21 protein-coding genes are annotated in these 22578 nt (G+C 67.2%); all 21 read left to right on the top strand.

All coding sequences use genetic code 11. The features are described from left to right. Positions 1 to 34: 34 nt before the first annotated feature. The 21 genes from gyrA to mnhG all read left to right on the top strand — a co-directional run bounded on the left by gyrA (position 35) and on the right by mnhG (position 22571). Positions 35 to 2680: a DNA gyrase subunit A gene (gene gyrA, locus AC3A6J_RS10170; protein ID WP_487859806.1), complete on the top strand. Its 2646-nt coding sequence runs from the start codon at positions 35 to 37 to the stop codon at positions 2678 to 2680. Then, the gene (locus AC3A6J_RS10165) at positions 2677 to 3273 is read left to right on the top strand and encodes a DUF2059 domain-containing protein (RefSeq protein ID WP_487859805.1); all 597 of its coding nucleotides are present in this window, start codon (positions 2677 to 2679) and stop codon (positions 3271 to 3273) included. The genes gyrA and AC3A6J_RS10165 overlap by 4 nt, the downstream gene beginning before the upstream one ends. Positions 3274 to 3343: 70 nt before the next feature. Beyond that, a complete protein-coding gene (gene serC / locus AC3A6J_RS10160) occupies positions 3344 to 4411 on the top strand; it encodes a 3-phosphoserine/phosphohydroxythreonine transaminase (protein ID WP_487860052.1) in 1068 nt (355 codons plus the stop codon). 26 nt (positions 4412 to 4437) lie between these two features. Beyond that, on the top strand, positions 4438 to 5559 hold the full coding sequence (gene pheA / locus AC3A6J_RS10155; RefSeq protein ID WP_487859804.1) for a prephenate dehydratase: 1122 nt from the start codon (positions 4438 to 4440) through the stop codon (positions 5557 to 5559). A gap of 13 nt (positions 5560 to 5572) precedes the next feature. Beyond that, positions 5573 to 6457: a prephenate dehydrogenase gene (locus tag AC3A6J_RS10150; RefSeq protein ID WP_487859803.1), complete on the top strand. Its 885-nt coding sequence runs from the start codon at positions 5573 to 5575 to the stop codon at positions 6455 to 6457. Positions 6458 to 6549: 92 nt separating this feature from the next. Then, entirely contained in the window at positions 6550 to 8562 is a 2013-nt protein-coding gene (locus AC3A6J_RS10145) for a bifunctional 3-phosphoshikimate 1-carboxyvinyltransferase/cytidylate kinase (protein ID WP_487859802.1), read from the top strand. A gap of 229 nt (positions 8563 to 8791) precedes the next feature. Beyond that, positions 8792 to 10480, top strand: a complete 1689-nt coding sequence (gene rpsA, locus AC3A6J_RS10140) for a 30S ribosomal protein S1 (protein ID WP_487859801.1) — start codon at positions 8792 to 8794, stop codon at positions 10478 to 10480. A 36-nt stretch (positions 10481 to 10516) separates the two neighbouring features. After that, positions 10517 to 10879 (top strand): integration host factor subunit beta, encoded by a 363-nt coding sequence (locus AC3A6J_RS10135; RefSeq protein WP_487860051.1) that lies wholly within the window; start codon positions 10517 to 10519, stop codon positions 10877 to 10879. Positions 10880 to 10930: 51 nt separating this feature from the next. Next, positions 10931 to 11269 (top strand): LapA family protein, encoded by a 339-nt coding sequence (locus AC3A6J_RS10130; protein WP_487859800.1) that lies wholly within the window; start codon positions 10931 to 10933, stop codon positions 11267 to 11269. Then, a complete protein-coding gene (gene lapB / locus AC3A6J_RS10125; RefSeq protein ID WP_487859799.1) occupies positions 11259 to 12437 on the top strand; it encodes a lipopolysaccharide assembly protein LapB in 1179 nt (392 codons plus the stop codon). The genes AC3A6J_RS10130 and lapB overlap by 11 nt, the downstream gene beginning before the upstream one ends. Positions 12438 to 12585: 148 nt before the next feature. After that, positions 12586 to 12960, top strand: coding sequence for a ComEA family DNA-binding protein (locus tag AC3A6J_RS10120; RefSeq protein ID WP_487859798.1), 375 nt, complete (start codon positions 12586 to 12588; stop codon positions 12958 to 12960). A gap of 176 nt (positions 12961 to 13136) precedes the next feature. Next, positions 13137 to 14105 carry a TRAP transporter substrate-binding protein gene (locus tag AC3A6J_RS10115; protein WP_487859797.1) on the top strand — a complete coding sequence of 323 codons (969 nt, stop codon included), beginning with the start codon at positions 13137 to 13139 and terminating at the stop codon, positions 14103 to 14105. A gap of 21 nt (positions 14106 to 14126) precedes the next feature. Further along, the gene (locus AC3A6J_RS10110; RefSeq protein ID WP_487859796.1) at positions 14127 to 14636 is read left to right on the top strand and encodes a TRAP transporter small permease; all 510 of its coding nucleotides are present in this window, start codon (positions 14127 to 14129) and stop codon (positions 14634 to 14636) included. Next, positions 14629 to 15930, top strand: coding sequence for a TRAP transporter large permease (locus tag AC3A6J_RS10105; RefSeq protein ID WP_487859795.1), 1302 nt, complete (start codon positions 14629 to 14631; stop codon positions 15928 to 15930). Before AC3A6J_RS10110 ends, AC3A6J_RS10105 begins: the two co-directional genes overlap by 8 nt. Positions 15931 to 15961: 31 nt before the next feature. Beyond that, positions 15962 to 16339 (top strand): fluoride efflux transporter CrcB, encoded by a 378-nt coding sequence (gene crcB, locus AC3A6J_RS10100; protein ID WP_487859794.1) that lies wholly within the window; start codon positions 15962 to 15964, stop codon positions 16337 to 16339. 82 nt (positions 16340 to 16421) lie between these two features. Next, on the top strand, positions 16422 to 19376 hold the full coding sequence (locus AC3A6J_RS10095) for a monovalent cation/H+ antiporter subunit A (RefSeq protein ID WP_487859793.1): 2955 nt from the start codon (positions 16422 to 16424) through the stop codon (positions 19374 to 19376). Continuing rightward, entirely contained in the window at positions 19376 to 19729 is a 354-nt protein-coding gene (locus AC3A6J_RS10090; protein WP_487859792.1) for a Na+/H+ antiporter subunit C, read from the top strand. Before AC3A6J_RS10095 ends, AC3A6J_RS10090 begins: the two co-directional genes overlap by 1 nt. A 22-nt stretch (positions 19730 to 19751) precedes the next feature. Continuing rightward, positions 19752 to 21455, top strand: a complete 1704-nt coding sequence (locus AC3A6J_RS10085) for a monovalent cation/H+ antiporter subunit D (protein ID WP_487859791.1) — start codon at positions 19752 to 19754, stop codon at positions 21453 to 21455. Next, positions 21452 to 21943, top strand: coding sequence for a Na+/H+ antiporter subunit E (locus AC3A6J_RS10080; protein ID WP_487859790.1), 492 nt, complete (start codon positions 21452 to 21454; stop codon positions 21941 to 21943). Before AC3A6J_RS10085 ends, AC3A6J_RS10080 begins: the two co-directional genes overlap by 4 nt. Next, entirely contained in the window at positions 21940 to 22218 is a 279-nt protein-coding gene (locus AC3A6J_RS10075) for a K+/H+ antiporter subunit F (protein ID WP_487859789.1), read from the top strand. The genes AC3A6J_RS10080 and AC3A6J_RS10075 overlap by 4 nt, the downstream gene beginning before the upstream one ends. Continuing rightward, positions 22215 to 22571: a monovalent cation/H(+) antiporter subunit G gene (gene mnhG / locus AC3A6J_RS10070; RefSeq protein ID WP_487859788.1), complete on the top strand. Its 357-nt coding sequence runs from the start codon at positions 22215 to 22217 to the stop codon at positions 22569 to 22571. The genes AC3A6J_RS10075 and mnhG overlap by 4 nt, the downstream gene beginning before the upstream one ends. Positions 22572 to 22578 lie beyond the last annotated feature (7 nt).

Raw genomic sequence — 22578 nt, 5'->3', positions numbered from 1 at the left:
AAATTCCGCCTTCTGCCGCCAGCCTCTCGCCTCAATGACCTCCTTCGCCAAAGAAACCCTGCCCATCAGTCTCGAAGAGGAAATGCGCAGCAGCTATCTCGATTACGCCATGAGCGTGATCGTGGGCCGAGCGCTTCCCGACGCGCGGGACGGCCTGAAACCTGTGCATCGGCGCGTGCTCTTCGCGATGCACGAGCTCAACAACGACTGGAACCGCGCCTACAAGAAGTCCGCCCGCATCGTGGGCGACGTGATCGGTAAGTACCACCCGCACGGCGACCAGTCGGTCTACGACACGATCGTGCGGCTGGCGCAGGATTTCTCCATGCGCCACATGCTGGTGGACGGCCAGGGCAACTTCGGGTCTGTGGACGGAGACAACGCGGCCGCAATGCGGTATACGGAAATCCGGCTGGCCAAAATTGCGCACGAAATGCTGTCCGATATCGACAAGGAAACGGTCGATTTTCAGGACAATTACGACGGCTCCGAAAAAGAGCCGAAGGTTCTGCCGAGCAAGGTGCCGAATTTGCTGGTGAATGGCTCCGGCGGTATTGCAGTCGGCATGGCCACCAATATTCCGCCGCACAACCTCAATGAGGTAGTCGACGCCTGTCTGCACCTGCTGCGTCATCCGGAGGCGAGCATCGACGAGCTGATGGAGATCATGCCGGCGCCCGATTTCCCGACCGCCGGCATCATCTACGGCATCAATGGCGTGCGCGACGGCTACCGCACCGGCCGCGGCAAGGTCGTGATGCGCGCCAAGTGCCACTTCGAGGACATCGACCGCGGCCAGCGCCAGGCGATCATCGTCGACGAGCTCCCCTACCAGGTCAACAAGAAGACGCTGCAGGAGCGCATGGCCGAGCTGGTGCACGAGAAGAAGATCGAGGGCATCAGCCACATCCAGGACGAGTCCGACAAGTCGGGCATGCGCCTGGTGATCGAACTCAAGCGCGGCGAAGTGCCCGAAGTGGTGCTGAACAACCTCTACAAGCAGACGCAGCTGCAGGACACCTTCGGCATCAACATGGTGGCGCTGGTCGACGGCCAGCCCAAGCTCTGCAACCTCAAGGACCTGATCCAGGTCTTCCTGCAGCACCGCCGCGAGGTGGTCACGCGGCGCACCGTGTTCACGCTGCGCAAGGCGCGCGAACGCGGCCACGTGCTCGAGGGCCTGGCTGTGGCGCTCGCCAACATCGACGAGTTCATCTCGATCATCCGCAACGCGCCCACCCCGCCGGTGGCCAAGGCCGAGCTCATGACCCGCAGCTGGGACAGCAAGCTGGTGCGCGAGATGCTCACGCGCACGCGTGCCGACGGCGGCGTGATCAACGCCGACGACTACCGCCCCGAAGGCCTCGAGCGCGAGTTCGGCATGGGCGGCGACGGCCTCTATCGCCTCTCGGAAACCCAGGCGCAGGAGATCCTGCAGATGCGCCTGCAGCGCCTGACCGGCCTCGAGCAGGACAAGATCGTCGCCGAGTACAAGGACGTCATGGCCGAGATCGACGACCTGCTCGACATCCTGTCCAAGCCCGAGCGCGTCTCGGTCATCATTGGCGAGGAACTCGGCGCGATCAAGCAGGAGTTCGGCCAATCGAAGCTCGGCGCGCGCCGCAGTCTGGTCGAGCACAGTGCCTTCGACCTCTCGACCGAAGACCTGATCACGCCCACCGACATGGTGGTCACGCTGTCGCACAGCGGCTACATCAAGAGCCAGCCGCTCCACGAATACCGCGCCCAGAAGCGCGGCGGCCGCGGCAAGCAAGCCACGGTGACCAAGGAAGACGACTGGATCGACCAGCTCTTCATCGCCAACACGCACGACTACATCCTGTGCTTCTCCAACCGCGGCCGCCTGTATTGGCTCAAGGTCTGGGAAGTGCCGGCAGGCTCGCGCGGTTCTCGCGGGCGTCCCATCGTCAACATGTTCCCGCTGCAGGAAGGCGAGAAGATCAACGTCGCGCTCGCGCTCACCGGCGAGAAGCGCAACTTCCCGGCCGACCAGTACGTCTTCATGGCGACTTCGATGGGCACGGTCAAGAAGACCACGCTCGACGAGTTCAACAACCCGCGAAAGGGCGGCATCATCGCGGTGAACCTCGATGAGGGCGACTACCTCATCGGCGCCGCGCTCACCGACGGCAAGCACGACGTGATGCTGTTCAGCGACGGTGGCAAGGCCGTGCGCTTCGACGAGGAAGACGTGCGCCCGCTGGGCCGCAATGCGCGCGGCGTGCGCGGCATGTCGCTCGAGCCAGGCCAGGGCGTGATCGCGATGCTGGTGGCGGAGGACGAGCAGCAGAGCGTGCTGACTGCCACCGAAAATGGTTACGGTAAACGCACAAGCATTACCGAGTACACGCGGCATGGTCGCGGAACCAAAGGCATGATTGCGATTCAACAGAGTGAGCGCAACGGCAAGGTCGTTGCCGCCACCCTCGTGCATGCGGACGACGAGATCATGCTCATCACCGACAAGGGCGTGCTCGTGCGCACCCGTGTTGCCGAAATTCGTGAACTAGGTCGCGCAACGCAGGGCGTCACGCTGATCGGGCTCGACGAAGGCGCAAAACTCAGCGGGCTACAGCGTATCGTCGAGAACGACGCAAACGGCGACATCGAGCCGGACGCGGACGACACTTCCACATCTTCAACGGAGAATCCTCAGTGAAAAAATTCAAGCTCGCACTTCTGACGGTCGCACTGGCCGGCAGTTCGATGGCCGCCATGGCCCAGGACAAGGCCGCGCTCATCAAGCAGTTCATCGACGTGCAGCGCCCCGGCATCGAATCGCTCGCGCGTGGCCTGATCGAGCAATCGAGCGCCCCGATCGCGCAGGCCGGCTCGCAGTACCTGCAGACGCAGGTGCCCGAAGCCAAGCGCGAAGCTGCCGCCAAGGCCGCCGACGCCGAGCTCAAGAAGTACTTCGACGAGTCCTATCCGATCGTGCGCGACAAGGCCGTGCAGCTCGCACCTGGCGCGCTGACCCCGATCCTCGAGCAGAACTTCAGCGAAGACGAGCTCAAGCAGCTGCTGGCCTGGATCAACTCGCCGCTCAGCAAGAAGTACCAGGACCTCAATCCGAAGATGCAGACCGCGCTGACCGAGAAGCTCGTGACCGAAACGCGCGCCACCATCGAGCCCAAGATGCGCGCGCTCGACGAGAACGTGGCCAAGGCACTCGGTGCCCCCACGGGCGGCTCGCAAGGCGCGGCGCCCGCCAAGGCCCCGGCCAGGTCCTCTTCCAACAACAACAAGAAGTGACGTGACGCCCCAGCAGCAGCCCACGCCCGCCGGCACGCGCCCGTACAACTTCTCGGCGGGCCCGGCCGCCATGCCGGAGGCGGTGCTGCAACGCGCTGCCGCCGACATGCTCGACTGGCAAGACAGCGGCATGAGCGTGATGGAGATGAGCCATCGAGGCAAGGAGTTCGGCGCCATCTGCACGCAGGCCGAAGCCGACATCCGCCAGCTGCTGGCCGTTCCAGAACACTTCCACATCCTCTTCATGCAGGGTGGCGGGCTCGGCGAAAACGCCATCGTGCCGATGAACCTGTCGCGCGGCACCACCGCCGACTTCGTCATCACGGGCAGCTGGAGCATCAAGTCGCAGAAGGAAGCCCAGCGCTATTGCACCGCGCACGTCGCGGCCAGCAATGCCGGCGACCAGCACACGCGCCTGCCCGATCCTGCAACCTGGCAACTCGGCAACGATGCCTCGTACGTGCACGTCTGCACCAACGAGACCATCAACGGCGTCGAATTCCACGAACTTCCCGATCTCGCGGCGCTCGGCAGCAGCGCGCCGCTGGTGATCGACTTCTCCTCGCACGTCGCATCGCGCAGCGTCGACTGGCGCCGCGTCGGCCTCGCCTTCGGCGGTGCGCAGAAAAACCTCGGCCCGGCCGGGCTCACGCTCGTGATCGTGCGTGACGACCTGCTGGGCCGTGCGCTCGAGATCTGCCCGAGCGCGTTCAACTACAAGACCGTGGCCGACAACAAGTCCATGTACAACACCCCGCCGACCTGGGGCATCTATATGGCAGGGCTCACGTTCCAGTGGCTCCTGCAGCAGACCGAAGGCACGCTGAGCGGGGTGGCCGCCATGGAGCAGCGCAACATCGCCAAGGCGAAGCTGCTGTACGACTTCATCGACGCCTCCTCGTTCTACGTCAACAGGATCGATCCGGGCTGCCGGTCACGCATGAACGTGCCGTTCTTCCTGCATGACGAAAGCCGCAACGACGCCTTTCTGGCAGGTGCGCGCGAAGCGGGCCTGCTGCAGCTCAAGGGCCACAAGTCGGTGGGCGGCATGCGCGCGAGCATCTACAACGCGATGCCGCTCGAAGGCGTGCAGGCACTCGTGGGCTACATGCGAGAATTCGAGCGATCGCATGCCTAGGGCATGCCCAGCCGCTGCTCGCCACGATGACCGCCTCCGCACCCACACCGCCCTCTTCCCCCGAAAATTCCGACAGCCTGTCCGATCTGCGTGTGCAGATCGATTCGCTCGACCAGCAACTGCTCGCCCTGCTCAACGAGCGCGCCCATGTGGCCGAACAGGTCGGCGAGGTCAAGAAGCGCGAAGGCACCCCGTTCTTTCGCCCCGACCGCGTGGCGCAGGTCATCGAGAAGATGCAGAAGAGCAACGGCGGTCCGCTCAAGGACCTGCACGTGGCCGCCATCTGGCGCGAGATCATGTCGGCCTGCCTGGCACTCGAATCGCCGCAGCGCGTGGCCGTGCTCGGGCCCGAAGGCACCTTCTGCGAACAGGCCGCGATCGAATACTTCGGCGGTGCCGCCGACCTGGTCTATTGCGCCAGCTTCGACGAGGTGTTCCACGCCACGGCCGCAGGCAGCGCCCAGTACGGCGTGGTCGGGGTCGAAAACTCCACCGAAGGCGTGGTCACGCGCTCGCTCGACCTGTTCCTGCACTCGCCCACCCATGTGGTCGGCGAAGTCAGCCTGCTCGTGCGCCATCATCTGCTGCGCACCAGCAACACGCTCGAGGGCGTCGAGGCCGTGCTGGCCCATCCGCAGGCGCTCGCGCAGTGCCAGACCTGGCTCTCGAAGCACCTGCCGAATGCCGAACGGCGCGCCGTCTCGAGCAACGCCGAAGGCGCCCGGCTCGCCGCATCGAACCCGGCATGGGCCGCACTGGCGGGCGAGCGGGCGGCCACGCGCTTCGGCCTGCACATCGTCGCGCACGCTATCCAGGACGACTCGTACAACCGCACCCGCTTCTCGGTGATCTGCCTGCCGCAGACGCTCGCCATGCCGCCGGCATCGGGGCGCGACTGCACCAGCCTGATCGTCTCGGTGCCCAACCGACCGGGCGCCGTGCACGACCTGCTCGTGCCGCTCAAGGTCAACAACGTCTCGATGACCCGCTTCGAGTCACGGCCCGCGCGTACCGGCCAGTGGGAGTACTACTTCTACATCGACCTCGATGGCCATCCTTCGCAGCCCAACGTGGCGGCGGCGCTGGCCGAGCTTCGCGGCCTCTGCGCTTTCTACAAGGTGCTCGGCGCCTATCCCGTCAAAGCCTGACCGGACGCGCACCATGTTCGAGCAATTGGGATTGATCGGCTGCGGGCTCATCGGCGGCTCCTTCGCGCTCGCGCTCAAGCGCGCCCGGCTGGTGAAGCGCGTGGTGGGCTACAGCAAGTCGCCGTCCACCACCGAGCGGGCGCGCCAACTCGGCGTGATCGACGTCGCCGCGCCGTCAGCGCTGCTGTCGGTCTCGGGCTCCGACCTCGTGCTGCTGGCGGTGCCGGTGGCGGCGTCCGAGGCCACATTCAAGGCCATCCGCCACGGCCTTTCTAGCGACACGCTCATCATGGACGTGGGTTCAACCAAGGGCGACGTGATCGAGGCCGCGCGCCATGGCCTGCAGAACCACTTCGCGAATTTCGTTCCGGCGCATCCGATCGCGGGCAAGGAAGTGTCGGGCGTCGAGCATGCCGAGGCCTCGCTCTTCACGGGCCGCAAGGTGGTGCTGACGCCGGTCAAGGCCACGCTGCGCTCGAACGTGCAGCGCGCCTCGCAACTCTGGAGCGGCATCGGCGCCAACGTGCTCACCATGACCCATGAGGAGCACGACAGCGCCTTCGCGGCCGTGAGCCACCTGCCGCATCTGCTGGCCTTTGCCTACACCAACGCCCTGCTCTCCCAGTCGCAGGGCGACCGTTTCCTCCGTCTCGCGGGTCCCGGGTTCCGAGATTTTTCTCGCATCGCGGCCAGCGACCCGGTCATGTGGCGCGATGTGCTGCTCGCCAACCGCGAGCAGGTGCTGCAGCAGTCGCAGGCCTTCCGCCAGGCACTGCTCGATCTGGAGGCGCTGATGGCCGCGGCCGACGGCAACGCGCTGGAGCAGGCGATTGCATCGGCAAGCAAGGCCCGCGCGGCCTGGCAGCCGGGCAGCGACACCTCCGCCCTGGACGCCTGAAATGAAACTGCCCCCACGCTCATCGCTTTGCGTATCGCTGCCCCCCGAGGGGGCGCGTCAGCGGCTTCGGGCGGCCGGGGGGCGCCACTGACATGTTTTCGACCGCCTTCCTCGACCTACCCGCCCTCGTGTCCGCCGCCGGCACGGTGCAGCTGCCGGGCTCCAAGAGCATTTCGAACCGCGTGCTGCTGCTGGCTGCACTCGCGAACGGCACCACCACCGTTCACGACCTGCTCGACTCGGACGACACCCGCGTGATGCTCGATGCGCTGCGCGCGCTCGGCTGCGGCGTCGAGGCCTCGGGCAAGGCGCTGCGCATCACCGGCATCGGCGGCCAGTTCCAATCCGGCGGCGCGCTGTTGTCGCTTTTCCTGGGCAACGCGGGCACCGCGATGCGGCCGCTGACCGCAGCGCTGTCGCTGCTCGGCGGCGACTTCGAACTCAGCGGCGTGCCGCGCATGCACGAGCGCCCGATCGGCGACCTCGTCGATGCGCTGACCCAGCTCGGCTGCCGCATCGACTACCTCGGCAACCCCGGCTATCCGCCGCTGCGCATCCACCCGGTCGACCGCGACGCGCTGGTGCTCGATGCGCCGATCCGCGTGCGCGGCGACGTGTCGAGCCAGTTCCTCACGGCGCTGCTGCTCGCACTCCCGCTGGCGGCGGAACGCGATGTCGTGATCGAAGTGGTCGGCGAACTCATCTCCAAACCCTATATCGAGATCACGCTGAACCTGCTGGCGCGCTTCGGCATCGCGGTGCAGCGCGACAACTGGGAACGCTTCACCATTCCCGCGGGCAGCAGCTACCGCTCGCCCGGCGACATCCACGTCGAGGCCGACGCCTCGTCGGCCAGCTATTTCATCGGCCTTGGCGCGATCGCCACGGGCGATGCCGGCGCCAGCGGCATCCGCATTGAAGGCGTGGGTGCCGACTCGATCCAGGGCGACATCCGTTTCATCGACGCCGCCCGCCAGATGGGCGCGCAGGTCGACAGCGGGCCCAACTGGCTCGAAGTCCGGCGCGGCGCGTGGCCGCTCAAGGCCATCGACCTCGACGCGAACCACATCCCCGATGCCGCCATGACGCTCGCGGTGATGGCGCTCTACGCCGATGGCCCAAGCACCCTGCGCAACATCGCGAGCTGGCGGGTCAAGGAAACCGACCGCATCGAGGCCATGGCCAACGAGTTGCGCAAGCTCGGCGCCACGGTCGAGTCCGGCCCCGACTTCCTCCGCGTGCATCCGCTGGCTGCGGCGCTCTGGCGGCCGGCGAGCATCCGCACCTACGACGACCATCGCGTGGCGATGTGCTTCTCGCTCGCGGCGTTCAATCCGGCCGGCCTGCCGGTCCGCATTCTCGAGCCGCACTGCGTCGCCAAGACCTTTCCCGACTACTTCGAGACCCTGTTCTCGGTCGCACGGGCCGCGGAGATCCCGGTGATCTGCATCGACGGCCCCACGGCGTCGGGCAAGGGCACGCTCGCGGCAGAGGTCGCGCGCCTGCTGGGCTACCACTACCTCGATTCGGGATCGCTCTACCGCGTGACCGGCCTCGCCATGCGGCGCGCCGGGCTCGAGGCCGAGCCGGCGCAAGAGGCGCGCATCGCCGCACTCGCGAGCACCCTGCCGCTGCACTTCGCCGAGGGCAAGGTGCTGCTCGGCGGCGAGGACGTGAGCGACGAGATCCGCACCGAAGCCGCGGGCATGGACGCCTCGCGCGTCTCGACGCTGCCGGCCGTGCGCGAGGCGCTGCTGGGCCTGCAGCAGCGCTTCCGGCAGCTGCCGGGCCTGGTCGCCGACGGGCGCGACATGGGCACCGTGATCTTTCCCAACGCGGCGCTCAAGGTCTTTCTCACCGCCAGCGCCGCCCAGCGCGCCGAGCGGCGGCATAAGCAGTTGATTTCAAAGGGTATTTCGACTACACTCGACAGTCTTCGCTCCGACCTGGAGGCGCGCGACGCCAGGGATTCGTCCCGCAGCGTGGCCCCTCTGAAGCCGGCGCACGACGCCCGCCACCTCGACAACTCCCAGCTGTCCATCGCGCAATCGATCGATCAGGTGTTGGCATGGTGGCAGCAGATCCAGCCGTTCGAGCCCACTTGAACGACTGAACCGACGGCCTTTCAAGCCCGCTTGAAAGGCTCGCGCCAGCCGGGTTCCGGATGGCGCCCACCGCTCCGGCAGGCTCTTCTCGCGCGACAGCGCACTGGCCCGCCGGGATGTTCAACCAACCGGGCAACCGCCCAAACAACCGCCGTCTACAGACCTCAGCGCAGTCGCACGCAATTCCGCATGAGCGCCTGCCAACCCTGCCTGACGGAAGGAACCATCAATGTCTGAATCTTTTGCCGATCTGTTCGAAGAGTCCCTGAAGCGTTCTGAAATGCGCACCGGCGAGGTCATCACGGCCGAAGTCGTGCGCGTCGAGCACAACCACGTCGTCGTCAACGCCGGTCTCAAGTCCGAAGCGTATGTGCCGATCGAGGAGTTCAAGAACGACAAGGGCGAACTCGAAGTCCAGGCCGGCGATTTCGTTTCCGTTGCCATCGGCAGCGTCGAAAACGGCTACGGCGACACCATCCTGTCGCGCGACACCGCCAAGCGCCTCGCTTCGTGGCTCGCGCTCGAGAAGGCCCTGGAATCGGGCGACTTCGTCACCGGCACCACCAGCGGCAAGGTCAAGGGCGGCCTCACGGTGCTCGTCAACGGCATCCGCGCGTTCCTGCCGGGTTCGCTGATCGACACGCGTCCGATCAAGGACCTGACCCCCTACGAGAACAAGACCCTCGAATTCAAGGTCATCAAGCTCGACCGCAAGCGCAACAACGTCGTGCTGTCGCGCCGTGCCGTGGTCGAAGCCAGCATGGGCGAAGAGCGCGCCAAGCTGATGGAAACGCTGAAGGAAGGCGCAGTCGTGCGCGGTGTGGTCAAGAACATCACCGAATACGGCGCGTTCGTGGACCTCGGCGGCATCGACGGCCTGCTGCACATCACCGACATGGCATGGCGCCGTGTCCGCCACCCGAGCGAAGTCGTTCAGGCCGGCCAGGAAATCACCGCCAAGATCCTCAAGTTCGACACCGAGAAGAACCGTGTCTCGCTGGGTCTGAAGCAAATGGGCGACGACCCGTGGATGGGCGTTTCGCGCCGCTACCCGCAGTCGACCCGCCTGTTCGGCAAGGTCACGAACATCGCCGACTACGGCGCGTTCGTCGAACTCGAGCCCGGCATCGAAGGCCTGGTGCACGTCTCCGAAATGGACTGGACCAACAAGAACATCGCTCCGAACAAGATCGTCTCGCTGGGCGACGAAGTCGAAGTCATGGTCCTCGAGATCGACGAAGAGAAGCGCCGCATCAGCCTGGGCATGAAGCAGTGCAAGGCCAATCCATGGCAGGAATTCGCGCAGAACACCAAGCGCGGCGACCGCGTCAAGGGCCCGATCAAGTCGATCACCGACTTCGGCGTTTTCGTGGGCCTGGCTGCCGGCATCGACGGCCTGGTGCACCTGTCCGACCTCTCGTGGAACGAAGCCGGCGAAACCGCCGTTCGCAACTACAAGAAGGGCCAGGAAGTCGAAGCGATCGTGCTGGCCGTCGACGTCGACCGCGAGCGCATCAGCCTGGGCATCAAGCAGCTCGACGGCGACCCGTTCACCACGTTCACCACGGTGAACGACAAGGGCCAGATCGTGACCGGCAAGGTCAAGACCGTGGACGCCCGCGGCGCTGAAATCGACCTCGGCGAAGACATCATCGGCTACCTCCGTGCTTCGGAAATCTCGCGCGATCGCGTCGAAGATGCCCGCAACGTGCTGAAGGAAGGCGACGAAGTCACCGCCATCGTCGTGAACGTGGATCGCAAGACCCGCAACATCCAGCTGTCGATCAAGCAGAAGGACATGGTCGACGAGCAAGGCGCCATGGCCAACCTGAGCCAGCAGTCGTCACGCGAGAACGCGGGCACGACGAGCCTGGGCGCCCTGCTGCGCGCCAAGCTGGACAACAACGACAGCAAGTAAGTCGAGTCCGAAGACAGAGCAGGCCCTGGGGCCGCTCTGTCTTTTTTTTCGTCCCCGTTTTTTGCCCGGCCTATGACCCGCTCCGATCTTGTCGAAGAACTCGCAGCCCGCTTTGCGCAGCTGACGCACCGCGATGCCGAATACGCCGTCAAGACCATCCTCGACGCGATGAGCGACGCACTGGTTCGCGGCCACCGCATCGAGATCCGCGGTTTCGGCAGCTTTTCCGTCACGCGGCGTCCGCCGCGCATCGGGCGCAATCCGCGCTCGGGCGAGAGCGTGCAGATTCCCGAGAAGCGGGTGCCGCACTTCAAGCCCGGCAAGGCCCTGCGTGAGGCCGTCGATGCACGCACCGCCGAACTCGGCACCAGCGCGCTGCCTCCCGACCGGAAGCCCTGAGCCGCACATGGCGGCGGCAACCGTAAAATGCCCCCGGCAACGGGAATGGCTATGAAATACATCCTGTGGCTGCTCAAGGCAGCCATTTTTTTTACGCTCTTCGCTTTCGCGCTGAACAACCAGCACGACGCCACGGTGTACTTCTTCTTCGGCACGCACTGGCGCGCGCCGCTGGTGCTGGTCGTGCTCGCGGCCTTCGCGGGCGGCCTCGTGGTCGGTGCGCTCGGCATGCTGCCGGGCTGGTGGAAGCATCGCGCCGCCGCGGCGGCGCAGCCGGCTTCCGCCGCGCCGCAGGTCCAGCCCATGCCGGGCCCGCCCGCCACGGCGCCCGCGCCGGCGCCATCCCTCTCCGCCACCGACCTCCCGGCCGCACGTCAACATGGACTTTGATCCCAGCTGGCTGCTGATCAGCCTGCCCGTCGCCTTCGTGCTGGGCTGGCTCGCATCGCGCTTCGACCTCCGGCAGCTCAAGCTCGAGAACCGGCAGGCGCCCAAGGCCTACTTCCGCGGCCTCAACTTCCTGTTGAACGAGCAGCAGGACCAGGCCATCGATGCCTTCATCGAAGCCGTGCAGAACGACCCCGACACGCAGGAGCTGCACTTCGCGCTCGGCAACCTGTTTCGCCGGCGCGGCGAATACCAGCGCGCGGTGCGGGTGCACGAACATCTGCTCGGCCGCGGCGACCTGAGCCGCGCCGACCGCGAGCGCGCGCAGCATGCGCTGTCGCAGGACTTTCTGCGCGCCGGGCTGCTCGACCGCGCCGAGGCCGCGCTGCAGAAGCTCGAAGGCACGCGTTACGAGAACGAAGCACGGCTCGCCCTGCTGGCCATCTACGAGCGTTCGCGCGAATGGACGCAGGCGGCCGATGTGGCGCGCAAGCTCGACGAGTCCGACCAGGCGAGCTACAGCACGCGCCGCGCGCACCACCTCTGCGAGCAGGCTGCCGAGCAGGCGGCGGCAGGCGACCTCGCCGCGGCCGCCCGCCTTCTCGACGAAGCCGTGGCACAGGCGCCGCAGGCGCCACGCCCCGCCATCGACACCGCCACGCTGCAATTGCGCAATGGCGATGCGACTGCGGCCTTCGACACGCTGCTGGAGCTCGGCGAAACCGCGCCGCTCGCACTACCGCTCTATGCCGCCACGCTGCAGCAGGCGGCCGTCGCGGCGCACCGCGAGTCCGAGGCGCTGGCACTGCTGCAACGGCGCTATGCCGAGTCACCCTCGATCGACGTGCTCGAGGCGCTGATCGCACTCGGCGGTGCGCCCCACGCGGCCACGCCGGCCGCCGACGACCAGCCGCTCGCGCCACGCGACGGCTACATCGCGCACCTGGCACAACAACCCTCGCTCGTGGCCGCGTCGCGCTGGCTCGCCGGCGAACGCTTCGAGCACGAGCAATTCCATCCGCAGGTCCAGCGCGCGCTCGACCAGGCCACGCGGCCCTTGATGCGCTACCGCTGCGCCGCCTGCGGCTTCGAGGCGCACCAGTACTTCTGGCACTGCCCCGGATGCCAGGCCTGGGACAGTTATCCCCCGCGCCGCGTCGAGGAACTCTGAGCCACATTCCGACCACGGTTGGGAACAATGGTCACCTGGGCGGCTGCCAGCCACAGCGCCGTCAACGCAGATCTTCCTGGGCCGTTGAACGCGCGCCGGCACCTCTGCCGGCAAGAAGTTCGATCAACCATCAGGGAGTTCAAAAATCATGCTGAAGAAAATCTTCGCCGCACTGGCGATGCTGTGTGCCGCCGCTTCGTTCGCCGCGGTCGACGTCAACAAGGCCACGGCGGCCGATCTCGATGGCATCAAGGGCGTGGGCCCGGCCATGTCGACGCGCATCCTCGATGCGCGCAAGCAGGGCGAGTTCAAGGACTGGGCCGACCTGATGCAGCGCGTCAAGGGCGTGAAGGACAAAACCGCCGAGAAGCTCTCGGGCGAAGGGCTCACGGTCAACGGCAAGGCCTTCAGCGCACCAGCGGCCGCGCCGGCGACCACACCCGCGGCAACCCCGCCCGCGAGCATGGCGAAGCCGGCTGCCGCGTCGGCCGAGGCCAAGCCTGCGAAGCCAGCCAAGCCTTGAGCCCACCGCAGCAGCCGCTGCGAACCGAGCCGCCCTCCGGGGCGGCTTTTTCATGCCCGGCCGCACGGCGCGCCAGCGCGCACATGGCATCGCGTGGCAGGGAAATGCCTCACAAGTGGCCCGGAATTTGCACGTATGCTGGCCTTCGTTTTTCACTTCATACGTCCGGAGAGCCCATGAATCACAAGTTCGGCATCGCCCTCGCTGGCCTCACCCTTGGCGCCGCAGCATTCGCGCAGACCAAGTGGGACCTGCCCACCGCCTACCCGGCGAGCAACTTCCACACCGAGAACAACATGCAGTTCGCGAGCGACGTCGACAAGGGCAGCGGCGGCAAGCTCAAGATCACGGTGCACGCCAACGCTTCGCTGTTCAAGGCGCCCGAAATCAAGCGCGCGGTGCAAGGCGGCCAGGCGCAGCTCGGCGAGATCCTGCTGGTCAACTACCAGAACGAGTGGCAGATGTTCGGTGCCGACGGCATTCCGTTCCTGGCCGACAGCTACGACGCGGCGTGGAAGCTCTACCAGGCGCAGAAGCCCGCGCTCGAGAAGAAGCTCGCCGAACAGGGCATCGTGCTGCTCTACACGGTGGCCTGGCCGCCGCAGGGCATCTTCGTGAAGAAGGAGATCGCATCGGCCGCCGACCTCAAGGGCGTCAAGTGGCGCGCCTACAGCCCCGCCACCGCGCGCATCGGCGAACTCGTCGGCGCCCAGCCCGTCACCGTGCAGCAGGCCGAGCTGTCGCAGGCCATGGCCACCGGCGTGATCGAGTCGTACATGTCGTCGGGTTCGACCGGCTACGACACGAAGACCTTCGAATACATCAAGAACTTCTACGACACGCAGGCCTGGCTGCCGAAGAACGCGATCCTCATGAACAAGAAGGCCTTTGATGCGCTCGACAAGCCCGTACAGGACGCCGTGCGCAAGGCCGCAGCCGACGCCGAGAAACGCGGCTGGGAACTCTCGAAGAAGAAGAACGTCGAGTACCTCGACCTGCTCAAGAAGAACGGAATGGCCGTGCACGTGCCCTCGGCCGCACTCAAAACCGACATGAAGAAGATCGGCGACACCATGATCAAGGAATGGCTCGAGAAGGCCGGGCCCGAGGGACAGGCCGTGGTCGACGCCTACAAGAAGATGTGAGCCGAGCCCGCACCGCGCCCGATGCGAAAAGCCCTCGACTTCCTCTACGACAGCGCCGCCGCCCTGGCGGCGCTTTTCATGATCGGCTTGCTGGCGATGGTGCTGCTGTCGATCGTCAGCCGGCAGCTGCATTTCAACGTGCCGGGCATCGACGCCTATGCGGGCTACCTGATGGCCGGTGCGGGTTTCCTGGCGCTGGCGCACACACTCAAGCGCGGCGAGCACATCCGCGTGACCTTGGTGCTGCAGCACCTGCCGCCCACGGCGCAGCGCTGGCTCGAGCGCTGGGCCATGGGTGCCGGTGCGGTGCTCGCGCTGCTGTTCGCCTGGTACAGCGCGCGGCTGGTACTGCAGTCGCATGAATTCCACGACATCTCGACCGGCAACGACGCCACGCCGCTGTGGCTGCCGCAACTCTCGATGGCGCTCGGCGCGCTGGTGTTCGCCATTGCGGCGCTCGACGAGTTCGTGATCGAGTGGCGCGGCCGCCCGGCCAAGGCCGAGGGTGCGGAGGCGCTGCGCCATGAATGACATTGCCGTCGCAGCGCTGCTGATCGCGGCGCTGTTCCTCATTCTCGGCAGCGGCGTCTGGATCGGGCTCACGCTTTCGGGCGTCGCATGGATCGCCATGCAGGTCTTCTCGTCGCGCCCGGCCGGCGACGCAATGGCCGTGACCATCTGGGGCTCGGCCTCGAGCTGGACACTGACCGCGCTGCCGCTCTTCATCTGGATGGGCGAGATCCTCTTCCGTACCCGGCTCTCGCAGGACATGTTCAAGGGTCTCGCGCCCTGGATGCAGAGCCTGCCGGGGCGGCTGCTGCACACCAACGTGGTGGGCTGCGCCGTGTTCGCAGCAGTCTCGGGATCGAGCGCGGCCACCTGCGCCACCATCGGCAAGATGAGCCTGCCCGAACTCAAGCGGCGCGGCTACCCCGACGACATGGTCATCGGCACGCTGGCGGGCGCGGGCACACTGGGCCTCCTGATCCCGCCGTCGATCATCATGATCGTCTATGGCGTGAGTGCCGACGTTTCGATCGCACGCCTGTTCATCGCGGGGGTGGTGCCGGGCATCGTGCTCGGGCTGCTGTTCTCGGGCTACATCATGGTCTGGGCGCTGCGGCATCCCGAACGCGTGCCGCCGGCCGACCTGAAGCTGCCGCTGCTGGAGAAGCTCAAGGCCTCGCTGTCGCTGATCCCGGTGGCGCTGCTGATCCTGTCGGTGCTCGGCTCCATCTACGCCGGCATCGCCACCGCCACCGAGGCGGCGGCGCTGGGCGTGGTGGGCGCGCTGGTCATCTCTGGCACGCAGGGGTCGCTCAGTTGGCACAGCTTCAAGGAAGCGCTGCTCGGCGCCACGCGGCTCTACTGCATGATGGCGCTGATCCTCGCCGGCGCCGCTTTCCTCACGCTCGCCATGGGCTACATCGGCCTGCCGCGCCACCTGGCCGAATGGATCGGTTCGCTCGGCCTCTCGAAGTTCCAGCTGATCGCGATGCTCGCGATGTTCTTCATCGTGCTGGGCTGCTTCCTCGACGGCATCTCGATGGTGGTGCTGACCATGGGCGTCATCATGCCGACCGTGCACGCGGCCGGCATCGACCCGATCTGGTTCGGCATCTTCGTCGTGCTGGTGGTCGAGATGGCGCAGATCACGCCGCCCGTGGGGTTCAACCTGTTCGTTCTGCAGGGAATGACCGGCAAGGACCTGCTCTACATCGCGCGCGTCACGCTGCCGATGTTCCTGCTGATGGCAGCGGCCGTGCTGCTCATCTACTTCGTGCCGCAGCTCGTCACCTGGCTGCCGCAGCAGATGGCGCCCTGAGCCACAGATCCGCGCCACCGACAATAGGCCGATGCTGCTTCCGATCATCGCCATCTGCATGGGTGCTTCCGTGGGTGCGCTCGCGCGCTGGGGCCTCGCACTCTGGCTGGGTAGCGGCGGACTCATGCCCTGGGGCACGCTGGCCGCCAACCTGATCGGCGGCTACCTGATCGGTGTGGCGATCGCTGCGTTCCAGCTGCTGCCCGACCTCGACCCCGTCTGGCGGCTGGCGCTGGTGACCGGCTTCCTCGGCGGGCTCACCACCTTCTCGAGCTTCTCGGCCGAGGTGGTGACGATGCTGCTCGAGGGCCGCGTGGGCGTGGCCCTGCTCACCGCGTCCGCCCACCTCGGCGGCTCGCTCGTCGCGACCTGGCTCGGCATCCGCAGCGTGCAGGTGCTGGCCGGCTGACCGCGATCGGGGCTGTAAAACCGGCCGACGGCACCGGCTTTGGCGGGGCCGGCCGGGGGTGCGGTCGATAGAATCGACCGCAATGCCCCTGGTCTTCCTCGTCGCCCTCCCCTTCATTGCCAGCGTGCTGGCCGCGTTGTTGCCGTCCAATGCGCGCAATCGGGAGTCGACGCTGGCTGGGCTGGTGGCGCTCGGCTGCGCGGTGCAGACCGCGTGGTTCTTTCCGCAGATCGCCCAGGGCAACGTGCTGCGCCAACACATCGAGTGGCTGCCCGAACTGGGCCTCGACCTGGTGTTTCGCATGGACGGCTTCGCGTGGCTCTTCTGCATGCTGGTGCTCGGCATCGGCGCGCTGGTGGTGCTCTATGCGCGCTACTACATGTCGCCATCCGACCCGGTGCCCCGCTTCTTCTCGTTCTTCCTCGCCTTCATGGGCGCGATGATCGGCGTGGTGCTCTCGGGCAACCTGATCCAGATGGTGCTGTTCTGGGAGCTCACCAGCCTGTTCTCGTTCCTGCTGATCGGCTATTGGCACCATCGGCGCGATGCACGCCGCGGTGCCCGCATGGCGCTCACCGTCACCGGTGCCGGCGGGCTCTGCCTGCTGGCCGGCGTGCTGGTGCTGGGCCGCATTGCTGGCAGCTACGAGCTCGACGTGGTGCTCGCCTCGGGCAACGAGATCCGCGCCCACGCGCTCTACCCCGTGGCGCTGGTGCTGATCCTGCTCGGCGCCTTTACCAAGAGCGCGCAGTTCCCGTTCCACTTCTGGCTGCCGCGCGCCATGGCAGCGCCCACGCCGGTGTCGGCCTACCTCCACTCGGCCACCATGGTGAAGCTCGGCGTGTTCCTGATGGCGCGCCTGTGGCCCGTGCTCTCGGGCACCGAGCAGTGGTTCTGGCTGGTCGGCGGCGCGGGTGCGATCACGCTGCTGCTCGGCGGCTTCATCGCGATGTTCCAGCGCGACCTGAAGGCACTGCTGGCGTACTCGACCATCTCGCACCTCGGGCTCATCACGCTGCTGCTGGGACTCAACAGCCCGCTCGCCGCGGTAGCGGCGGTGTTCCACATCATGAATCACGCGACGTTCAAGGCGTCGCTCTTCATGGCGGCCGGCATCATCGACCACGAGACCGGCACGCGCGACATCCGCAAGCTCAGCGGCCTGATGCGGTTGATGCCGATCACGGGCACGCTGGCGATCATCGCCAGCGCCGCGATGGCAGGCGTGCCACTGCTCAATGGCTTCCTGTCGAAGGAGATGTTCTTCGCCGAGACCGTCTTCATCCAGTCCACGCCCTGGATCGACTTCAGCCTGCCGGTGATCGCCACGGTCGCGGGCATCTTCAGCGTGGCCTATTCGGCGCGCCTCGTGTTCGATGTGTTCTTCGGCCCGCCCTGCGGCCCCGACGTGCCCAAGCAGCCACACGAGCCGCCGCACTGGATGCGCGTGCCCGTCGAGCTGCTGGTGCTGGTCTGCCTTGTCGTGGGCGTGGCGCCGGCATGGTCGATCGGCGCGCTGCTCGCGGCCGCCGCGCAACCGGTGGTGGGCGGCGTGCTGCCGGCCTACAGCCTCGCGGTGTGGCACGGCTTCAACCTGCCGCTCGCGATGAGCTTCGTCGCGCTCGCCGGCGGCGCAGCGCTCTACCTGTCGCAGCGCAGCCGCCGCGCACGCGGCGCGCTCGAACACACGCCGCTGCTGCACCGCTTCGACGGCCAGCTGATCTTCGAGCACCTGCTCGCGCAGCTCAGCGAGGCCGGCCGCCGCAGCCGCCGCGTGCTCGGCACCCGGCGCATGCAGTCGCAGTTGCTGCTGCTGGTCGTGGTGGCGGCCGCCGGCGCCGCGGCCGCGCTCTGGACCGCACCGGTGGCACGCGGCAGCCGCGAACCGCTGCCGTTCTCGCCGATGTTCGCCATGACCTGGCTCATCGGCGGCGTCTGTGCGCTGGCCGCGGCATGGCAGGCCAAATTCCACCGGCTCGCCTCGCTGATGCTCGCGTCGGCGGCGGGCCTCGTTGCCTGCATCACCTTCATCTGGTTCTCGGCGCCCGATCTCGCGCTCACGCAGCTCGTGGTGGAAGCCGTCACCACAGTGCTGATCCTGCTCGGCCTGCGCTGGCTGCCGATGCGCAGCAAGGACGCAGTGCAGCCCGCCCGCGCGCGGCTCAGGCCCTGGGGCCGGCGCGGGCGAGACCTGCTGGTGGCCGCGTGCGCCGGCAGCGGCATGGCGGCGTTGGCCTGGCTCATGATGACGCGCCCGTTCCCGCAGAGCATCTCGCCGTTCTTCCTCGAACGCGCGCTCACCGAGGGCGGCGGCACCAACGTGGTCAACGTGATGCTGGTCGACTTCCGCGGCTTCGACACGTTCGGCGAGATCACGGTGCTCGGCGTGGTGGCGCTCACGGTGTATGCATTGCTGCGCCGCTTCCGGCCCGCGCCCGAATCGATGGCGCTGCCCCCGCAGCAGCGCGCGCAGACCGACGACGGCAGCAGCGACCTGCTGAACCCGCGGCTCGCGAAGGACACCGCGGTCGGCTACCTCATGGTGCCGGCGGTGCTGGTACGGCTGCTGCTGCCGCTCGCGGTGCTCGTGTCGGTGTATTTTTTCATGCGCGGGCACAACGCGCCGGGCGGCGGCTTCGTCGCCGGCCTCGTGATGTCGGTCGCGCTGGTGCTGCAGTTCATCGTGTCGGGCACCGAATGGGTCGAAGAGCACCTGCGCATCTATCCGCGCCGCTGGATCGCGGTCGGGCTGCTGCTTTCCATGGCCACCGGCAGCGGCGCCGTGCTGCTCGGCTATCCGTTCATGACCACGCACACCGCGCACCTGCATGTCCCGATCCTCGGCGAACTGCACGTGCCCAGCGCCCTCTTCTTCGACATCGGCGTGTTCGCGCTGGTGCTCGGCGCCACCATGCTGATACTCACCGCGCTCGCGCACCAATCGATCCGGAGCCACCGCTGGGCCGCCGAGCAGGACGAAAAGGCGGCCGAGGCCGCAGCAGCCGCCGCCGCATTGGCCGCGGAGGGCGCGCGCTGATGGAAGCCGTGCTCGCCATCGCCATCGGCGTGCTCTCCGGCTCGGGGGTGTACCTGCTGCTGCGTCCACGCACCTTCCAGGTGATCATGGGCCTCACGCTCATCTCGTATGCGGTCAACCTGTTCATCTTCAGCATGGGGCGGCTCAAGGTCGACAGCGAGCCGGTGCTCATCGAAGGCTTCACCGCCACGCTCGCCAACACCGCCGACCCGATGCCGCAGGCCCTGGTGCTTACGGCGATCGTGATCGGCTTCGCGATGACCGCATTGTTCCTGGTGGTGATGCTGGCTTCGCGCGGCCTCACCGGAACCGACCACGTCGACGGCGAAGAGCGGCAGGGGACGGCGGAATGAGCGCAGCGCCTAGGAAGCACCAATGACCGGCCTCGTGCACCTGCTCGACCGGCTGCTCGAGTTCGGCATGCCGCACCTGGTGGCGGTACCGATCCTGCTGCCGCTGCTCACGGCCGCGCTGATGATGCTGCTCGGCGAGCGCCGCCGCCGCACCAAGTCGGCGCTGAGCGTGATCTCCGGCCTCGCCGGCCTCCTGGCCGCGCTGGCGCTGCTGCGCTGGGTGAATGCGCCCGACACCGGCGACGGGCCGGGCTCGGTCGGCATCTACCTGCCGGGCAACTGGCAGGCGCCGTTCGGCATCGTGCTGGTGGCCGACCGGCTCTCCAGCATGATGGTCGCGCTCACCGGCGTGGTGGCGTTCGCGGCCTCCATCTACTCGACCTCGCGTTGGGACCGCGCGGGCGTGCACTTCCATCCGCTGCTGCAGCTGCAGCTCATGGGCCTGAACGGCGCCTTCCTCACGGGCGACCTGTTCAACCTGTTCGTGTTCTTCGAGGTGATGCTGGCGGCCTCCTACGGCCTGCTGCTGCACGGCTCGGGCCGGCTGCGCGTGCAGGCCGGACTGCACTACATCGCGATCAACCTCGCCGCCTCGGCGCTCTTCCTGGTCGGTGCGGCGCTGCTCTACGGCGTGACCGGCACGCTCAACATGGCCGACCTCGGCATGCGCATCGCGCAGCTCGATGCGGGCGACCGCGGCCTCGTGCATGCGGCCGCGGCCATCCTCGCGACCGCCTTCTTCGCCAAGGCCGGCGCCTGGCCGCTCAACTTCTGGCTCGTGCCGGCCTACAGCGCCGCGGTGTCGCCGGTGGGCGCGGTCTTCGCGCTGCTCACCAAGCTCGGCGTCTACACGCTGCTCCGGCTCTGGACCGTGCTCTTCGCGCCCGACACCGGCGCCTCGGCCGGGCTCGGGCAATCGGTGCTGATCGCGATCGGCCTCGCTACGCTGTTCGCGGGCGCGCTCGGCATCGTCGGCACGCAGCGGCTCTCCAACCTCGCGGGCTTCAGCGTGCTGGTGTCGGCCGGCACGCTGATCGCGGCCATCGGCCTCGGCGAAACCGCGGTCTGGGCGGGTGCGCTCTATTACCTGCTGAGCTCGACGCTCGCGGTCAGTGCCTTCTTCCTGCTGGTCGACATGATCGAGCGCTGGCGCAATGCCGGCCTGAGCGTCGCGCCGCACGAGCAGGCGGGCAACGCCCCGTTTCTTGCCGAAGACCTGCGCGTGGTCGACGACGTGAACCTCGACGACGAGGCGCAGGCACTCTACGGCCGCGCCATTCCGGCCGGCGTCGCCTTCCTGGGCCTGAGTTTCATCGGCTGCACGCTGCTGCTCGCGGGGCTGCCGCCGCTGTCGGGCTTCGTGGGAAAGTTCGCGATGCTGTCGGGCGCCTTCGTGACCAGCGGCACCTCGACGCCCGCCTGGATCTTCCTTGCGCTGCTGCTGGCGTCGGGCTTCCTGGCGCTGATCGCGCTGAGCCGCACCGGCATCCGGCATTTCTGGACCCAGCCGCATCCCGTCATGCCCGCGCTGCCGGCGCTCGAGGTGCTGCCCGTGGCCGGGCTGCTCGCGGCCTGCGTGGCGCTGACGGTCTGGGCCGGCCCGGTCATGCGCCACGCCACTGCCACGGCCGAGAACCTGCGCACGCCCACCGCATACCGCAAGGCCGTGATGGATGCGCGGCAGGTGCCCAACCCGCCGCGGCCGGCCAAGGGGGGCACCCCATGAAGCGATGGATGCCGTCGCCGCCGCTCTCGCTCGCGCTGTTTGCGGTGTGGCTGCTGCTGAGTCAGTCGCTCGACGCCGCCACATTGATGTCGGCGGCCGTGATGGCCATTGCCGTGCCCCTGCTCACGCAGGGCCTGCGCCCCGCCCCGGTTCGCATGCGCCGGCCCGGCCTGGCGCTGCGGCTGGCGTTCGTCGTGCTCTGGGACATGCTCAAGTCGGCCTACGACGTGTCGCGGCTGCTCCTCACGCGCCGCACGTCGCGCATCGCCTCGAAGTTCGTGCAGGTCCCGCTCGAACTGCGCGACCCGAACGCCCTCGCCGTGCTGGCCATGATCATGTGCCTGACGCCGGGCACCGCCTGGGGCGAGATCGCGTTCGACCGCAGCACGCTGCTGATCCACCTGTTCGACCTTGACGACGAAGCCGCCTTCATCGAGATGATCAAGACGCGCTACGAACGCCCGCTGATGGAGATCTTCGAATCATGACGCCCGTTCTTTTCTGGGCCCTCAAGGCCGCGCTTTTCCTGCTGGCGGTGGCCATGCTCTGTGCGCTCTGGCGCCTGCTGATCGGACCGACTGCGCAGGACCGCGTGATGGCGCTCGACTGCCTCTACATCAACGGCATGCTGATGATGCTGGTGCTCGGCATCAACTACGCGAGCAACGTCTACTTCGAGGCCGCGATGCTGGTCGCGATCTTCGGCTTCGTGGGATCGACGGCGATGGCCAAGTTCCTGTTGCGCGGGGAGGTCATAGAGTGAATGATTTCATCGTCGGCCCCCTGCCGCTGTGGGCCGAGATCGCGACCGCGGTGTTCGCGGTGCTCGGCGCTGTTTTCGCGGCCATCGGTTCCTTCGGGCTCGTGCGCCTACCGAGCTTCTTTCGCCGCATCCATGCGCCCACGCTGGGCGCCACCGTCGGCGTATGGTGCATGACGATCGCGATGATCGTCTACTTCTCGGTGCAAGGCTTCAGCCTGTTCCTGCACGCCATCCTGATCGTGCTGTTCATCGCGCTCACCGCGCCGATCACCACCATCTTCCTGATGCGCGCCGCGCTGTTCCGCGAACGGCAAAAGGGCGGCGACGTGCCGCCCCAGGCCAAGTCGGGCTGAAGCCGGC

It is taken from the genome of Variovorax sp. Soil_C_39 (genome assembly GCF_057656815.1).
The sequence above is the reverse complement of the archived record's forward strand: the minus strand, read 5'-3'. Positions and strand labels throughout refer to the sequence as shown.

What these genes read in the sequence shown, in the direction of transcription:
- gyrA (WP_487859806.1), top strand. Translation starts at nt 35, where the DNA reads ATGACCTCCTTCGCCAAAGAAACCCTGCCCATCAGTCTCGAAGAGGAA.
- serC (WP_487860052.1), top strand. Translation starts at nt 3,344, where the DNA reads ATGCCGGAGGCGGTGCTGCAACGCGCTGCCGCCGACATGCTCGACTGG.
- pheA (WP_487859804.1), top strand. Translation starts at nt 4,438, where the DNA reads ATGACCGCCTCCGCACCCACACCGCCCTCTTCCCCCGAAAATTCCGAC.
- AC3A6J_RS10150 (WP_487859803.1), top strand. Translation starts at nt 5,573, where the DNA reads ATGTTCGAGCAATTGGGATTGATCGGCTGCGGGCTCATCGGCGGCTCC.
- AC3A6J_RS10145 (WP_487859802.1), top strand. Translation starts at nt 6,550, where the DNA reads ATGTTTTCGACCGCCTTCCTCGACCTACCCGCCCTCGTGTCCGCCGCC.
- rpsA (WP_487859801.1), top strand. Translation starts at nt 8,792, where the DNA reads ATGTCTGAATCTTTTGCCGATCTGTTCGAAGAGTCCCTGAAGCGTTCT.
- AC3A6J_RS10130 (WP_487859800.1), top strand. Translation starts at nt 10,931, where the DNA reads ATGAAATACATCCTGTGGCTGCTCAAGGCAGCCATTTTTTTTACGCTC.
- lapB (WP_487859799.1), top strand. Translation starts at nt 11,259, where the DNA reads ATGGACTTTGATCCCAGCTGGCTGCTGATCAGCCTGCCCGTCGCCTTC.
- AC3A6J_RS10120 (WP_487859798.1), top strand. Translation starts at nt 12,586, where the DNA reads ATGCTGAAGAAAATCTTCGCCGCACTGGCGATGCTGTGTGCCGCCGCT.
- AC3A6J_RS10115 (WP_487859797.1), top strand. Translation starts at nt 13,137, where the DNA reads ATGAATCACAAGTTCGGCATCGCCCTCGCTGGCCTCACCCTTGGCGCC.
- AC3A6J_RS10110 (WP_487859796.1), top strand. Translation starts at nt 14,127, where the DNA reads ATGCGAAAAGCCCTCGACTTCCTCTACGACAGCGCCGCCGCCCTGGCG.
- AC3A6J_RS10105 (WP_487859795.1), top strand. Translation starts at nt 14,629, where the DNA reads ATGAATGACATTGCCGTCGCAGCGCTGCTGATCGCGGCGCTGTTCCTC.
- crcB (WP_487859794.1), top strand. Translation starts at nt 15,962, where the DNA reads ATGCTGCTTCCGATCATCGCCATCTGCATGGGTGCTTCCGTGGGTGCG.
- AC3A6J_RS10095 (WP_487859793.1), top strand. Translation starts at nt 16,422, where the DNA reads ATGCCCCTGGTCTTCCTCGTCGCCCTCCCCTTCATTGCCAGCGTGCTG.
- AC3A6J_RS10090 (WP_487859792.1), top strand. Translation starts at nt 19,376, where the DNA reads ATGGAAGCCGTGCTCGCCATCGCCATCGGCGTGCTCTCCGGCTCGGGG.
- AC3A6J_RS10085 (WP_487859791.1), top strand. Translation starts at nt 19,752, where the DNA reads ATGACCGGCCTCGTGCACCTGCTCGACCGGCTGCTCGAGTTCGGCATG.
- AC3A6J_RS10080 (WP_487859790.1), top strand. Translation starts at nt 21,452, where the DNA reads ATGAAGCGATGGATGCCGTCGCCGCCGCTCTCGCTCGCGCTGTTTGCG.
- AC3A6J_RS10075 (WP_487859789.1), top strand. Translation starts at nt 21,940, where the DNA reads ATGACGCCCGTTCTTTTCTGGGCCCTCAAGGCCGCGCTTTTCCTGCTG.